Below are 14,646 nucleotides of genomic sequence, written 5' to 3' on the forward strand. Positions count from 1 at the left end.
TTGATTCTATTAAAACCAGCTTTCTCTGCAAAAGTCACAAAAGTGTCATAATTTACACACATAATGACGCATGTCAGAGAAAGCAACCGACTAGGTATATTTGATTATGGTAAGACGGATTCTTGTAGTAGAGGACGAAGCACCGATTCGTGAAATGCTGTGCTTTGTACTAGAGCAAAATGGATATCAGGCGATTGAAGCTGAAGATTACGACAGCGCATTAGAGAAAATGAGCGAACCGTATCCAGAGTTGATTTTAATGGATTGGATGTTACCTGGTGGTTCAGGTATCAATTTAATCAAACATTTAAAGCGTGATGAGTTGACTCGCCAAATTCCAGTGGTGATGTTAACCGCTCGTGGTGAAGAAGAAGATAAGGTGCGTGGGTTAGAAGTGGGCGCGGATGATTACATCACTAAACCATTCTCACCTAAAGAGCTTATGGCACGTTTAAAAGCCGTGATGCGCCGTGCTTCGCCAACGTCTTTAGATGATATAATTGACGTTCAAGGTTTGAAATTAGACCCAGTTTCACATCGCGTAACTTCAGCCGATGAGCCACTTGATATGGGGCCGACTGAGTTTAAGATGCTGCACTTTTTTATGACTCACCAAGAGCGTGTTTATAGTCGCGAACAATTGCTCAACAATGTGTGGGGCACCAATGTCTATGTTGAAGATCGTACCGTTGATGTGCATATTCGTCGCTTGCGTAAAGCGCTTGAAAATGACGGCCACGATAAGATGATTCAAACGGTGCGCGGGGCGGGATACCGTTTCTCAACTCGAATGTAAGTCTCAGTTTTTGCACGCCTTAGCAGTGGCAAACTATTAACCTTCATTGTTATCGTGTGGCTATGATAACAATGAAGGTTGTGTTGGTTTTATCGAATAGAAAAATAGCATAACGGAACCACACTACTCCTCCGTTATTGCTAGGAGTAACACATGGTGGAAAGGTTGACATGGAAAAGGCTGGTTGGGGAGCTGATATTATTTTATCTGCCTTGGCTCGTGCTTGGCATTATTTTTGGCTATCTACCGTGGTTTTTATTAATTGCCACTTGGATTCAACTCGGCTGGCATTTTCATAATCAACTTAAGATGTCGAATTGGTTATGGAAAGATCGCAGCTTAACTCCACCTTCAGGTTCTGGCAGTTGGGAACCGCTGTTTAATGGTATCTACCGGTTACAACAACGTAATCGTCGCCGCCGAAAAGAATTAACGACCTTGATTCGCCGTTTCCGTAATGGTGCTGAATCGCTGCCCGATGCGGTGGTGGTGTTTCGCAGTGAAGGTAACATTGTGTGGTGCAATAAATTAGCCCAACAATTATTAGGTTTACGTTGGCCTGATGATAGCGGTCAACCGATCAGTAATTTATTACGTAGCCCAGATTTTGTACGCTACCTTTCTCGTCAAGCATTTGATACTCCATTAGAAATCACCTCGCCGATGAACTATGACCGTACTTTAGAGCTGCGGATCATGCGTTATACTGAGGGTGAATATCTAATGGCTGTGCGTGATGTATCGCAGCTAAAACAACTCGAAGGCATGCGACGTAACTTTTTCGCCAATGTGTCGCATGAATTACGCACGCCAATGACCGTTTTACAAGGCTATCTTGAAATGGCACAAGATCCTGAAATGCTGATGGGGCCGATGTGGGATCGTGCCCATGGCGTGATGACCGAGCAATTGGCGCGCATGAATGCATTGGTTGAGCAATTACTGACATTATCTAAAATTGAAGCAGCACCGACGATTGAACTAGAAGAAATTGTTGATGTGCCAGCAATGCTCGATATTTTAGAAAAAGAAGCCATTTCCCTTAGTGGTAATAAAAATCAATCGATTACGTTTGATGTTGATAGCAGCTTAAAAGTATTGGGTGATGATGATCAACTCCGCAGTGCGATTTCAAACTTGGTTTATAACGCGGTTAAACATACCCCTAATGATGCTGCAATCCATGTGCGTTGGTATCGCTCATCAATGGGGCCAAGATTAGAAGTGACTGACAGTGGTGAAGGTATTGCAGCGCAACATATTCATCGTTTAACTGAACGTTTTTATCGTGTTGATAAAGCTCGCTCGCGTGAAACTGGTGGTAGTGGGTTAGGGCTAGCAATTGTTAAACATGCGCTTAGCCATCATGATTCACACTTAGAAATTGATAGTGAACTGAATAAAGGCAGTACCTTTTCATTCACATTACCAAGTCGGTTAGCCGCTGATAGTGCTCAACTTGATACTGTGGCTCATAATGAGTAATCACTTGGGTAAGGATGCCTTATGTTAATCTCAGCGCTAACAAAAACTATTACTCGTGCTATCACTGGCGTATGGTTATTGGGGCTATTTGCCGCTGAACCTGCGGCTGCGGCAACCAATACCGCTGCAGCGACTGCTGTGGATACCCAATTACAGCCGTACCATAAAGTCAGTGGTATTTCAGGCAATTTATCGTCAGTTGGTTCTGATACCTTAGCTAACTTAATGACCTATTGGACCGAGGCATTTAAACGCCAATACCCGAACGTTAATATTCAAATTCAAACTTCAGGCTCATCAACTGCACCGACTGCGCTGGTGGAAGCAACGGCACAATTAGGGCCGATGAGTCGTCAAATGAAAACCAAAGAAATTGAAGCGTTTGAAAAAGAATACGGCTATAAACCGACTGCGATTAAAGTCGCAGTTGATGCATTGGCAGTGTTTGTTCATGAAGATAATCCGCTTAAAGGGATTAATTTCGAGCAGCTAGATGCAATATATTCACGCACTCTACGCTGTGGCGCTTTAGTGCCGATCACTCAGTGGGGGCAATTAGGTTTGCCCAATAGTTGGCAGCAGCGTGATATTCAATTATTTGGTCGTAATTCAGTCTCAGGCACTTATGGCGACTTTAAAAAGCGCGCTTTATGCCGTGGTGATTTTCGTAATAACGTTAATGAACAACCGGGTTCTGCCTCAGTGGTACAGTCTGTTTCAACCTCATTAAATGCAATTGGCTATTCTGGAATTGGCTATAAAACCACCGGTATCCGTGCCATTCCCGTTGCCCGTGAAGGTACTGATTATATTGAGGCAACCGTTGAGAATTCGATCAATGGCAACTACCCATTATCGCGTTATTTGTATTTGTACATTAACAAACATCCTAACAAAGCTTTAGCGCCGATGGAGCAAGAGTTTTTGCGCTTTATTCTATCGAGTGATGGGCAAAATATTGTGCAAAAAGATGGCTATATTCCATTACCGGTCGCGATCGTCAAAGAAAACATGGTCAAGTTGGGGCTGAAAGATTGAACTGAGTATTAAGTAGGTATAAAAAAGGCTGCAATAACGCAGCCTTTTATTTGAATATATCAAAATGGAAGTAATCTCGACCCTCGACCCTCGACCCTCGACCCTCGACCCTCGACCCTCGACCCTCGACCCTCGAACTCTCGTAATCTCGCCTCTGCTAATTATTCCCATATCGTAACAATCTTTTGCATTTTAATGGTATTGTTGTTTTTGGTGTAATTATTGATAATAGCCTCATCGAAACGCACAAGGCGTTCACAAATATCAATACACAAGGTTTTATTACTCATGAAAACAGTTATTAAAGCAGCCATCGCCACCGCTATTATCGCTATGTCTTACAACGCATCAGCAAAAGATGGTGCCTTCACTGGTAATGTACAGTTTGAAAAAGCAGCCGTTAATAGCCTAAATGCTGGACACTACCAAAAGCAAGGTACCGCAGAGCGTTCACACTCAGGTGTGGTATTTACCCAACCTAAAGCGCACTTAAGCTTTGCTGAAAAATTGCTATCAGCGGCAGATAAATAACCACAGACAGCAGTAGCCAATGCGCTCAATATGATTATTACTCAAGTGTAATAGTTATTTGTTTTTTAAGTCTATTGTTTATGTTTCAGTAAATGAGAAGATGACTACATCGACATCAACACCACCAATAACAATAAAGATGTGATGTCGGTAACACTCACTTTTATTTCAATCTCTATAAAAAATTCCGGCTTATGGCACATGCGGTAAGCCAACATAAATTCATAAATATTAACGGAGCTTCATTATGAGCAATGTATTCTACATGCCACCTGTAACACTAATGGGTCCTAACGCTATTCAATCTCTAGGTGCTGAACTTGCGTCAAAAGAGCTGAAAAAAGCCCTAATCGTCACAGACAGTGTATTAGTTGAAGTGGGTCTGGTTAGCAAGCTAACTGATGAGTTAACTGCTCACGGCCTTGARTACACTATTTACGATGGTGTRCARCCAAACCCAACTGAGAAAAACATTGAAGATGGCCTTGCGCTKCTTGCACAAAGCAATGCTGATTTTGTGATTTCATTTGGTGGTGGTTCWTCTCACGATACTGCAAAAGGTATCGCATTAGTGGCAGCGAACGGTGGTCATATTCGTGATTACTCTAAAGGTGTTCACTTATCGAAAAAACCACAACTKCCATTGGTAACTGTGAACACAACAGCRGGTACTGCTTCAGAAATGACAGTATTTGCCATCATCACTAACCAAGAAGATGAAACCAAATACCCAGTRGTTGATAAGCACTTTACGCCAATTATTGCAGTGAACGATTCAGAGCTAATGGTAGCAATGCCTAAGTTCCTAACTGCTGCAACCGGTATGGATGCATTAACTCACGCGGTTGAAGCCTATGTTTCAACAGCTGCAACACCAATCACTGATGCATCAGCGATTAAAGCCATTGAGCTGATTGTAAACAACCTAGAAACAGCTGTGAACGACGGTCAAAATCGCGCAGCACGTGATGCAATGCAGTACGGCGAGTACCTTGCTGGAATGGCATTCTCAAATGCATCTTTAGGTTACGTTCACTCAATGGCGCACCAATTAGGTGGGGTTTACGACCTGGCTCACGGCCTATGTAACGCGATTCTATTGGCAGAAGTTTCACGCTTTAACGCTAAACAAGTACCAGAGCGTTTTGTTGATATTGCCAAAGCAATGGGTATCGACACCGCAGCAATGACCCAAGAGCAAGCAGTAAATGCAGCCCTTGAAGCGATTGATGCACTCTCTGAAAAAGTGGGTACTAAGCAACGCCTAGCTGATTTGGGTGTCACTGAAGACAAGCTAGCGTTCATGGCGCAAAACGCTCTAAACGATGCGTGTTCTCTAACGAACCCACGCAAAGCGAGCCTAGAAGAAATCGTAGCGATCTTCAAAGCACGTATGTAATACGTACCACCCTACAAAAAGGCTGGGGAAAATTCCCAGCCATTATTATAAAAAGAAGGACAAATCCAATGACTACATTAACTGAAAAGCCAGGTATTTCGCTGATCAAAGCTGGTACTTTTAAGCTAAACGACCTAAGCAAACTGCTAGAAGTTGAAGGCCTAAAAAGCGACATGGCTGAAGTTGCTGTTACTAACAACAGTGCGCCATTGACGATTGGTCACTTCACTATGTCTCCGGGCGTAGAGTTTGAATACTTCTACGATTCAGTAGAGTACAAAGTAGTAACGAAAGGCAAGATCGTAATGCGCGATATGGAAGGCAACAAATACGTTGCTGAAGTAGGCGACGTTATTCTGTTCTCTGCTGACGTTAAAGTTATCTTTGATGCAGAAAGTGACGGTGAAGCAATCTACACTGCGCACCGCCAAGCAGCTGAAGATTTTGCACCTGCAAAATAATTTCATTGCCAAATGAATCCTTAAAGCCTTGAACCTTGTTTAAGGCTTTTTTTTATCGACACAATGCAAGTTGGAGAATAAACCATGCCAGAGAATATCGTCGTTGAGGTGAGTAACGACAGAAATTCACCCAAAAAAGTCACAATAAAAGCCTATTGTAATGAAAAGAAAAAACTCCCAAGTGCCGTCAACATTTCATTAGAACAATATGAATCAGTTGGTCTGGTTCAATCTTTAACGAATATTGAAAATAACAGCAACAATCAGCTACTTATTGATAAGTGTAAAGCCTTACTGGAGTTCATTGCTTCAGGTGCAACCATTCGCATGAATTGTTATGCAAGGTAAAAACGGCCATCCGTCGATGGGCTTTTTCACTATCAGAGGTCGCTTTAAAATAAATCTAAACAATAACCAAAGAGACTTATTTTAAAGCGACCTCACAAACAAAAATACCGCCCAAAACCGGACGGTATTTAACAGTTGATCTATTTGGGTGTGTCTCTTCAGCGGCCTTTAATTAAGTTTTAAAACTTTAGACGTTAAACCCAACATGTTTACCTGTTGGTAATTCAATATTGATACTCATTTTACCGCCCATAGCCTCAATATAACGCTTAATCGTTGATAGCTTTAAATCATTACCACGCTGCTCTATCGCAACAACAGACGGCTGACTAATCCCCATATTTCTAGCCAATTCAGCTTGAGTTAGTTCTAGTTCTTCACGAATAGCTTGGAACTTAACTTCGAGTAACATTTCGTCCGCCATTTCAGCAATTCGATGCTGGCTATCTTGAGAACGAGAAGCCAACATATCATTTAAATTTCTAGCCATAATTATTTCTCCAATTCTTCAAGATGTTTAGCAAACTCAAAATCAGCAATAGGGATCATTTGTTTGTAAAAACGTTTTTCATTTCCACCTTTGTTACCGGCACAAAGTACAATTGCCTGACGTAAAGGATCGAATGCAAAGAAAGCTCTTATAGGATCCCCTCGGTGTTGGACTCTAAGTTCTTTCATATTGTTATATTTCGATGCATTTACTGTATCAACAAGAGGGCGACCGATTGTTGGCCCTCCTGTTTGTAATGCAACTAAACCAGCTAATACTTTTTCTTGCGTATCGTCAGATTGAGCATCAAACCATTCATCAAAAAAATTTGTCGTAATGACTGTCCACATTAATCTGCAACACCTATTATAGATTGTAGTTTATATTAATGGTATCACGGATAAATAAAAACCGCCTCAATGGACGGTCATTTAACTGTAAATCTATTTATGCGTACTGATCGTTCAGATACAACAAAGATCGCCGAAATGACCCATTAAAACCATTCAAATGAGCAATTTATTAATTATGTACAATGTTATTGAACATAAAATTTATTTGTTAGTATATGCGCCCATTGAATTCTATTGGTAAATACTCATTTAATATAAGTGAAGTATACGACTTTATCATTCCACCACGATATACAAACCGTTCCCATTTTTTATGTTGAATATCATAATAATGAATTTGAGATTTTAATTCGTTATAACCAGATGATACATAAACTTTTGGTTCATAAGCGAATAGAAATGAATGATTAACTCCTTCAGCGATTAAGCGTTCATCAAGATGTTTCATTATTACTTTACTTAACCCTAGCCCACGAAAATTAGGATGAACAGCTATACCTCCTATTATTCCAGCACGGAATTTACTCCCTTGAGTCATCTCTCTACTATATGCAAAACCACAAGCAACTATCTTTTTCTGCATCTCAATAACTATAGAACAAACAAGTTCATCATTGATTTCAACACAAGAATACTGGTCAAAAATTAACTGCAAATGCACATTAAGCTTTGCCTCGTAAGTATATATTTCTTGGGTATCAAGTATGCGGATATTCAATTATATCTTCATCCATGAAATAACTTTTATACAATACTTGATTAATAAGTGTCATAATGTTTTGGATATACCTTATGTCAAATAAGAATGTTAAATTGCCAGATAGACACCCTATTTAACAGTATCCATCTATCCCGCACTACGCGATCAAATGTCGCTTAAAACCAAGCAGATAAGGTTCGTTTTAAGATGTTTAGACCGCCAATAACCGCCAAAATACAGCATGATGATGTTGTTAACGATGTTATTAATTTTAAAAATAGAGCCGTCACACAGATATCATTTAAAAACCCGCAAAAGTGGCTGTTTAGCTATCACAATCCTGCTTTAATTTATCGCCACTCGCCACTCGCCACTCGCCACTCGCCACTCGCCACTCGCCACTCACTCCTCAATCGTCAATTTCCAGCCAGCCTTATGCCAATATTGCTGCTCGGTGGCGAGATCGGCGGCAAGGAGAGTATTGGCGGCTAACCAGTTAGCCGGAAAAACTAACTGCCAGTGTTCATTATTGACACTGACACCGATGGTTGGTTGAGGAGCAGTACTGCGTTGGCCATTGAGTGTCGCCGCCAACCGTAATGCGCGAATTAAAGGATAGACTTGCTTACGTTTATAAATCGTTAAGGGGGGCATTTCATCTAGCTTTAAGCGCTTGCGTTGAAAACGGGCTAAGGTTGCGAGCAGTGTTTGTTGATCAACACTGAACCCCGGCATGGCACTATAACGCAATATATAGGCTGAGTGACGATGAAAACCAGGGTAACTGATGCTGAGCCCAACCTCATGCAATAATGCTCCCCATGCCAATAGCGTGGTTAGGTTTGGGTCTTTATCTGTTGCTGGCTGTGGCAGTTGTGCATACAGTGCTAAGGCGGTGTTTTTTACCCGTTGGGCTTGGAGCATATCGATATTATATTGCTGCGCCATGGCTGTGGCTGTTTGGCTGCGAATATCACAATGACGAAAACGTTGTTCCATGTCATACAGTAATCCCTCCCGTAAGGCCGCATTGGAAAAATGGATCGCGGTAATATCCAGCGCTGAAAAAATCGCACTCACAATCGCGACTCCAGCAGCAAAAACAGGCTGGCGCTCTGGGGGCAATCCGGCTAACACTAATTGTTGTTGATGCTTATAACCAATCATCGTGGTGATTAATTGTTGTAATCGTGGTTGCGTGATCACGCCATCGTGATGACCTTGAGCAATGAATACAGCGCGAATGGCTTTAATGGTGCCTGATGTGCCTAATACTTGTTGCCAACCAAGTTGTTTGTATTGATTAGCAATGGTTTCAAGTTTTTGGCGCGCGGCTAATTGTGCTGCGGCAAAATTAGCATGATTGAGTTTGCCATCACTGAAAAAGGTTTGATGGTAGCTCACACAGCCGATGTGTTTGCTGGCAACGATATCAGTTTCAAACCCTGAACCAATCACTAACTCGGTGCTACCGCCACCGACATCAATTACCAGCCTTTTGTCGTGTTCAGGCTCAGTATGGGCCACACCTAAATAAATTAACCGCGCTTCTTCGGTTCCGGCAATGATTTCAATTGGGTAGGGCATAATCGCCTCTGCTCGACGAATAAAGATATCGGCATTACGTGCTTGACGCAGAGTATAAGTCGCGGCGATACGAACATTTTCAGGGGCAAAACCATGCAGCCGTTCAGCGAACATGGTTAAACAGGCTAAACCTCGTTCAATCGCAGCTTGGCTAAGGTTGTGTTGGCTATCAAGCCCTGATGCTAGCTGTAATCGTTGTTTATAGCGGCCAATAATTTGCAGTCGCTGGCCGATAACTCGCGCAATTACTAAATGAAAACTGTTTGAGCCAAGATCAAGCGCTGCAATGTGTCGTGGCTGTGGCGCATCGAAAGCCTGAGTGGGATGATTATCATTTTGCATGGTGCTGATGCTCCTTATGCGCGAGCCGTTGCGATTGTACTTCTACATGACTTAAATAGTTATATATGGCAGTTTGAGAACGGATCTTAGGCCGTTTACCACGGCTGACATAACGGTTGCTCATGGCAGGATCTAGCACCCGTGCTTGCACGTTATCGGCTAATTGGAGTTTGGTGATAGCGATAATACGTTGTTTAAGCGCTGGCGATAAAATAGGGCAACCGACTTCAATACGGCGATCAATATTACGCTGCATCCAATCGGCGGAGGAGATAAACACTTTAGGGTTGCCATTGTTAGTAAAAATATACACTCGCGAATGTTCAAGAAAGCGATCAACAATACTCACGATGGTGATATTTTCACTGCGATGGGGTATACCAGCAATCAGGCTGCACATGCCGCGAATGATCAATTGGATTTTAACCCCATGCTGACTGGCTTGATAAAGTTTATCGATTAAGCCGTTATCAATTAAGTTATTGAGCTTGAGTGTAATGCCAGCCGCACGCTGGTGTTGAGCGTGATAAATTTCAGTGTCAATCAAGGCATATAGACGCGTGCGCGCATTCATTGGCGATACGATTAAGTGGTTAAAACTGACTTTGGCCTTTGGATTAGCGAGGTAAGCAAATAATTGTCGTACTTCTTGGGTGATGGCACGTTGACGGGTAAACAGTGAAAAATCAGTATAGATGCGCGCAGTTTGTTCGTTAAAGTTACCTGTGCCAATATGAACATAGTCGATCAGCTGTTGCTGTTCTTGACGAGTAATTAAACATAATTTGGCATGAATTTTTACTTCAGTAACGCCAAATAACACCGTGATCCCTGCTGCGGTTAATTGCTGTGCCCAATCAATATTTGCCTGTTCATCAAACCGCGCCTGTAACTCGACCACCACCGTGACTTGCTTACCATTATTGGCTGCTATTATTAGGCTATCAATTATTCGTGATTGTTTCGCGACGCGATAAATATTGATACTAATGTGGCGCACTGCTGGATCGCGTGCTGCTTGAGCAACAAAATCTAGCATATGCTCAAAGCTGTGATAGGGGTAATACAATAAAATATCTTGCGCGGTTATGGCGGCAAACACATTACTCGCCAGATTAAAGGCGGTACTGTTAATGGGTGGTAAGGGCGCATAATGAAGGTATTTATTAGCGCTAGTAGGAAACGCGCTTAAATCATTAAGGTGTTGGCAATGCTCGCTCGCGATCAACGTATCGAAATCAGACAGTCTGAGCCTATTGGTTAATAATTGCAGCAGTGGCGCTGGCATGGTGTGTTGATACACTAACCGCAATGGCTTGGCCGTTAACCGTTGCTGTAAGTGATGTGATAATTGGTGTAATACATCATGGTTGTTGGGTTTGAGCGCATAATCGGCATCGCGCGTGATTTTGATGCCATACACGCTTAGCTGCTCATAAGTGGTTTGAGCATCGGTATCAATAACGTCATCAATATAGGCACGAATAATATTCTCAACCAACATCAGTGAATATTGATGATGAGTTGATGGCAGCTGTAGCCACCGCGGTAAAGTGTCGGTGGGGATTTCAACCAGCACATAATCAATGCTTGCTGCACGAGTGATCATAACGGCTAAGTAGGAACAATGATGATGTAAGCGCTTAATTAAGTCGACAGTGTCGGTTAAAGGAATAAGCGTTAACTGCGGCAAAATGGAATGGTGGAAATAGTGTTGTAGCCACTGCTGTTGAGCATCAGCCAGTGGTTGAAGATCATTAACCAGATAAATATGACGTTGCGCCATCTCACTTAGTAGGGCGTTATAAGTCGCATCAAAATGTTGTTGGGCTTGTAAGCTTTGATGTTGAATGCGATCTAATAATTGTTGTGCTGGTTGATGGTTGCCGTTGTGGTGTAATAGTTGGCGCTTAATTTTTGCTACCCGCACTTTGTAGAACTCATCAATATTATTGGCATAGATACCAATAAAACGTACGCGCTCAAGCAGCGGCACTGATTTGTCTGCTGCTTGTTGTAATACTCGTTGATTAAATGAAAGCCAGCTGAGTTCTTTATCAAGATAACGATGGTTGATAGTCATTTGATGTCAATATCCCTATTACTTCACAGCCATCAACACCGAATCTTGAAATAAATGGCATGGTAAAGCATGATGATTCGCGTTACATTGCCTTAGTGTATGCCATCTGATTGATTTAGCTAACCGTTTCAATATCTATAGTTAAATCATCTGCTAACTGTTCCAGTTGTTGCTGAATCATATCGGTATTTATTTCTGGTGGAGTGTGCAATTGAAACTCAGCCACAAAAATCGGGTAACCCCAATTAGGTGCGCTGCGAGTATCGGTTTTTAGTTTGGCAATATTGACCCCAAGTAGGGTTAAATGCTGAGTAACTTCTTTAACGATACCACGGCGATCATTACCAGTAACCGTCAGTTGCTGAGCAATATAAGGCACGGCAGCTTGAGTATGATCATCGACGATATGAATGTGTAGATCTTCAATTGCTGTTAAGGCTTGACGCAGTGTTGCTACGTGTTGTGCTACCACCTCGATTTGTATGATGCCAGCAAACTGACCACCAAGCTGACTCAGTGAGCTGCTGACCCAATTAGCATGATTAAGGTAGACGGTGTCAGATAACTGTTCTACAAGTCCAGGTTTATCTTTACCTATGATTGTTATAATCAGTTGTTTCATCGCATCAATCCTTGTCGTTGTAACACTATGATGGCACGTAAATAAAATGGTTGTTTTTTAAGCATGGCTGCAAAACGTGATTTAGCCAACTCAAATAATCATCACCAATATCGTTGTCATAAATCTGTCATAAAATAGCAATACACTTTTAAGCGTATAAATAGGTTAGAGGTCATAATGGCAAACGCCAGCACATTATTAAGCAAACAAAATCGCTTTCGCCGCGCTAAAGATAAATTAGCACGCGTAGGGGTAACTGCTGGTGGCATTTTTGTATTGATCACCTTGATGCTGATTTTCTTTTATTTGCTGTATGTGATTGTGCCTATTTTTTCTTCTGTTTCTGTAACGCCACAACAACAGTTCTCATTAGCTACGACGAATAACACCGTATTATTAGGGGTAGATGACAGTAATAGTATTGCTTACCGATTCAGTGATGATGGTAAGGTAACGTTCGTTAATTTACCGACTCAATCCCAACCTGCAGAGGTCGTTAAGCAGCAGACTATTATGGCGAATCCAAGCGCTTATGGCGTGAGTTTGCCTCGTGATGGCATGGTTGCTTATGGCTCTTCAGCGGGCAAAGTGGTGGTGGTTAAAGCAGATTTTGCCCCTACCTTTGCCGCGGCACATAAACAGTTACAACCAAAAATTGAGTTTCCTTTTGGTAACAAGCCATTAGCCGTTGTACCTACCGCGAAGGCTATCACTCAATTGGCGATTTCTGGCCGTGATGATCGAGCGATAGTCGTGGCTAAAACGGCCAATAATCAGCTTTATGGTTTGAGTTTGTTATTGCCTGAAAATGTGGTTCAACGCGCGCAAGGCTGGCAGCAGCATCAGTTTAAGATTAATAATGCGCCAGCTAAAATCGATGATTTACAGTTAACCCCTGATGGCAAAACGCTGTATGTATTGAGTGGCTCAAATTTATATTTATATAAACTGACGGCTGAAACGGCTTTTTTGCGTAAAATTGAAAATATTGCTACTGGCAGCAGCAAACCTGTGGCGATTACGTTGTTATCAGGTGCCAACTCATTACTCATTACCAACTCTAATAATACTATTTCGCAGTGGTTTGAGGCAGTTAAGCAAGGCCAACGCCAGTTAATTAACGTCAGAACATTTCACTTTTCTGCCAGCCCGTTAGTTAAGATCGTGCCCGAATATTACCGTAAAGGTTTTTTTGCGATTCAAAAAGATGGCACCACGTCGGCTTATTACACGGCTGAGCGCAAGGTGATCTATAAAGAAAAAGTCTTTAATAAGGTACCGACTGACATCGCTATATCACCCAAGGCAAACTTGCTGGTGACGTTAAATGATGACCACTGGCAGAGCTACCAAGTTAAAAATGCTCATCCTGATATTGGGCTATCATCACTGTTACAAAAAGTATGGTACGAAGGCTATGCCGAGCCTGATTATGTGTGGCAATCAACCTCTGCCAGTGATGAATTTGAGCCTAAATTAAGCTTAGTACCGATTGTATTTGGTACACTCAAAGCTGCCCTTTATTCGATGTTTTTTGCGATTCCATTAGCCCTTGCTGGCGCGATTTATACCGCTTACTTTATGTCAAATAAGGTCAGAAAAGTGATTAAACCTACGGTTGAGCTTATGGAAGCGCTGCCGACGGTTATTTTGGGTTTTCTTGCAGGTGTATGGCTGGCGCCGATTGTTGAACAATATCTCGCAGGGATTGCGCTTGGAATGGTTTTTTTACCGCTCAGTATTATTGTGGTCGGTTGGAGCTGGTCGATGCTACCGGGGCAGTGGCGGTCACGGATCCCTAATGGTTTTCATATTGCGCTACTGATTCCGGTGATTGTTGCTGTTACTTATGGCTGCTTTGGTTTAAGTCCGTGGCTTGAGACTCAGTTTTTTAATGGTGATTTACAAGGGTATCTTAATCATCATCTCGGAGTCGGTTATGATCAGCGCAATGCGTTGATTGTCGGTATTGCGATGGGGTTTGCTGTTATTCCAACTATTTTTACCATTGCTGAAGATGCTATTTTCTCGGTGCCGGTACATCTTACTAAAGGCTCGTTAGCCTTAGGTGCAACCCAATGGCAAACCTTAACTAAGGTGGTACTCTTGACCGCCAGCCCCGGTATATTCTCAGCCATTATGATGGGCTTAGGACGAGCAGTGGGTGAGACCATGATCGTGTTAATGGCCACGGGTAATACGCCAGTGATGGATTGGAATTTACTTGAAGGGCTGCGTACTTTAGCGGCAACCATCGCGATTGAAATGCCCGAATCAGAAGTGGGAAGTTCACATTATCGCGTGCTGTTCTTAGCGGCATTTGTGCTGTTTGTGTTTACCTTTGTATTTAATACGATTGCTGAAGTCGTTCGCCAACGATTACGCGAAAAATACAGTTCGTTATAATAAGT

The 14,646-nt window shown here is 42.2% G+C and carries 14 protein-coding genes; 8 read left to right on the top strand and 6 right to left on the bottom strand.

Annotated elements, in window-relative coordinates:
• Nucleotides 1–106: 106 nt before the first annotated feature.
• From phoB to G6R09_RS05585, 7 genes are all read left to right on the top strand, one after another.
• Nucleotides 107–796: a phosphate regulon transcriptional regulator PhoB gene (phoB, locus tag G6R09_RS05555; RefSeq protein ID WP_065167381.1), complete on the top strand. Its 690-nt coding sequence runs from the start codon at nucleotides 107–109 to the stop codon at nucleotides 794–796.
• A gap of 153 nt (nucleotides 797–949) precedes the next feature.
• Nucleotides 950–2,281 carry a phosphate regulon sensor histidine kinase PhoR gene (gene phoR / locus G6R09_RS05560; protein WP_065167382.1) on the top strand — a complete coding sequence of 444 codons (1,332 nt, stop codon included), beginning with the start codon at nucleotides 950–952 and terminating at the stop codon, nucleotides 2,279–2,281.
• A gap of 21 nt (nucleotides 2,282–2,302) precedes the next feature.
• The gene (locus tag G6R09_RS05565) at nucleotides 2,303–3,319 is read left to right on the top strand and encodes a PstS family phosphate ABC transporter substrate-binding protein (protein WP_163921127.1); all 1,017 of its coding nucleotides are present in this window, start codon (nucleotides 2,303–2,305) and stop codon (nucleotides 3,317–3,319) included.
• Nucleotides 3,320–3,607: 288 nt separating this feature from the next.
• Entirely contained in the window at nucleotides 3,608–3,850 is a 243-nt protein-coding gene (locus tag G6R09_RS05570) for a hypothetical protein (RefSeq protein ID WP_087845491.1), read from the top strand.
• A gap of 247 nt (nucleotides 3,851–4,097) precedes the next feature.
• The gene (locus tag G6R09_RS05575; RefSeq protein WP_163921129.1) at nucleotides 4,098–5,249 is read left to right on the top strand and encodes an iron-containing alcohol dehydrogenase; all 1,152 of its coding nucleotides are present in this window, start codon (nucleotides 4,098–4,100) and stop codon (nucleotides 5,247–5,249) included.
• A 68-nt stretch (nucleotides 5,250–5,317) separates the two neighbouring features.
• The gene (locus tag G6R09_RS05580; RefSeq protein ID WP_008987789.1) at nucleotides 5,318–5,710 is read left to right on the top strand and encodes a hypothetical protein; all 393 of its coding nucleotides are present in this window, start codon (nucleotides 5,318–5,320) and stop codon (nucleotides 5,708–5,710) included.
• 84 nt (nucleotides 5,711–5,794) lie between these two features.
• The gene (locus tag G6R09_RS05585) at nucleotides 5,795–6,058 is read left to right on the top strand and encodes a hypothetical protein (protein ID WP_163921131.1); all 264 of its coding nucleotides are present in this window, start codon (nucleotides 5,795–5,797) and stop codon (nucleotides 6,056–6,058) included.
• Between the two features lie 187 nt (nucleotides 6,059–6,245).
• On the opposite strand, the gene G6R09_RS05590 is transcribed toward G6R09_RS05585, so the two are convergent.
• The 6 genes from G6R09_RS05590 to G6R09_RS05615 form a co-directional block, all read right to left on the bottom strand.
• Nucleotides 6,246–6,548, bottom strand: coding sequence for a helix-turn-helix domain-containing protein (locus G6R09_RS05590; RefSeq protein WP_163921134.1), 303 nt, complete (start codon nucleotides 6,546–6,548; stop codon nucleotides 6,246–6,248).
• A gap of 2 nt (nucleotides 6,549–6,550) precedes the next feature.
• A complete protein-coding gene (locus G6R09_RS05595) occupies nucleotides 6,551–6,898 on the bottom strand; it encodes a type II toxin-antitoxin system RelE/ParE family toxin (protein WP_065167386.1) in 348 nt (115 codons plus the stop codon).
• Between the two features lie 211 nt (nucleotides 6,899–7,109).
• Nucleotides 7,110–7,619 carry a GNAT family N-acetyltransferase gene (locus G6R09_RS05600; RefSeq protein WP_065167387.1) on the bottom strand — a complete coding sequence of 170 codons (510 nt, stop codon included), beginning with the start codon at nucleotides 7,617–7,619 and terminating at the stop codon, nucleotides 7,110–7,112.
• Between the two features lie 384 nt (nucleotides 7,620–8,003).
• The gene (gene ppx, locus G6R09_RS05605) at nucleotides 8,004–9,530 is read right to left on the bottom strand and encodes an exopolyphosphatase (protein WP_163921135.1); all 1,527 of its coding nucleotides are present in this window, start codon (nucleotides 9,528–9,530) and stop codon (nucleotides 8,004–8,006) included.
• A complete protein-coding gene (gene ppk1, locus G6R09_RS05610; protein ID WP_163921137.1) occupies nucleotides 9,520–11,613 on the bottom strand; it encodes a polyphosphate kinase 1 in 2,094 nt (697 codons plus the stop codon). Before ppk1 ends, ppx begins: the two co-directional genes overlap by 11 nt.
• 115 nt (nucleotides 11,614–11,728) lie before the next feature.
• A complete protein-coding gene (locus G6R09_RS05615) occupies nucleotides 11,729–12,235 on the bottom strand; it encodes a glycine cleavage system protein R (protein ID WP_163921139.1) in 507 nt (168 codons plus the stop codon).
• 177 nt (nucleotides 12,236–12,412) lie between these two features.
• Here G6R09_RS05615 and G6R09_RS05620 point away from each other — a divergent pair, with 177 nt between their 5' ends.
• Nucleotides 12,413–14,641, top strand: a complete 2,229-nt coding sequence (locus tag G6R09_RS05620) for an ABC transporter permease subunit (protein ID WP_065167391.1) — start codon at nucleotides 12,413–12,415, stop codon at nucleotides 14,639–14,641.
• The last annotated feature ends 5 nt before the right edge of the window (nucleotides 14,642–14,646 follow it).

This window comes from Photobacterium sp. Alg240-V54 (assembly GCF_900537155.1).
In the GTDB taxonomy this organism is placed as follows: domain Bacteria; phylum Pseudomonadota; class Gammaproteobacteria; order Enterobacterales; family Vibrionaceae; genus Photobacterium.

Bases quoted from the DNA above. Each gene is read 5' to 3' on its own strand.
- phoB (WP_065167381.1), top strand. From the start codon at position 107: ATGGTAAGACGGATTCTTGTAGTAGAGGACGAAGCACCGATTCGTGAA.
- phoR (WP_065167382.1), top strand. From the start codon at position 950: ATGGTGGAAAGGTTGACATGGAAAAGGCTGGTTGGGGAGCTGATATTA.
- G6R09_RS05565 (WP_163921127.1), top strand. From the start codon at position 2,303: ATGTTAATCTCAGCGCTAACAAAAACTATTACTCGTGCTATCACTGGC.
- G6R09_RS05570 (WP_087845491.1), top strand. From the start codon at position 3,608: ATGAAAACAGTTATTAAAGCAGCCATCGCCACCGCTATTATCGCTATG.
- G6R09_RS05580 (WP_008987789.1), top strand. From the start codon at position 5,318: ATGACTACATTAACTGAAAAGCCAGGTATTTCGCTGATCAAAGCTGGT.
- G6R09_RS05585 (WP_163921131.1), top strand. From the start codon at position 5,795: ATGCCAGAGAATATCGTCGTTGAGGTGAGTAACGACAGAAATTCACCC.
- G6R09_RS05590 (WP_163921134.1), bottom strand. From the start codon at position 6,548: ATGGCTAGAAATTTAAATGATATGTTGGCTTCTCGTTCTCAAGATAGC.
- G6R09_RS05595 (WP_065167386.1), bottom strand. From the start codon at position 6,898: ATGTGGACAGTCATTACGACAAATTTTTTTGATGAATGGTTTGATGCT.
- ppx (WP_163921135.1), bottom strand. From the start codon at position 9,530: ATGCAAAATGATAATCATCCCACTCAGGCTTTCGATGCGCCACAGCCA.
- ppk1 (WP_163921137.1), bottom strand. From the start codon at position 11,613: ATGACTATCAACCATCGTTATCTTGATAAAGAACTCAGCTGGCTTTCA.
- G6R09_RS05615 (WP_163921139.1), bottom strand. From the start codon at position 12,235: ATGAAACAACTGATTATAACAATCATAGGTAAAGATAAACCTGGACTT.
- G6R09_RS05620 (WP_065167391.1), top strand. From the start codon at position 12,413: ATGGCAAACGCCAGCACATTATTAAGCAAACAAAATCGCTTTCGCCGC.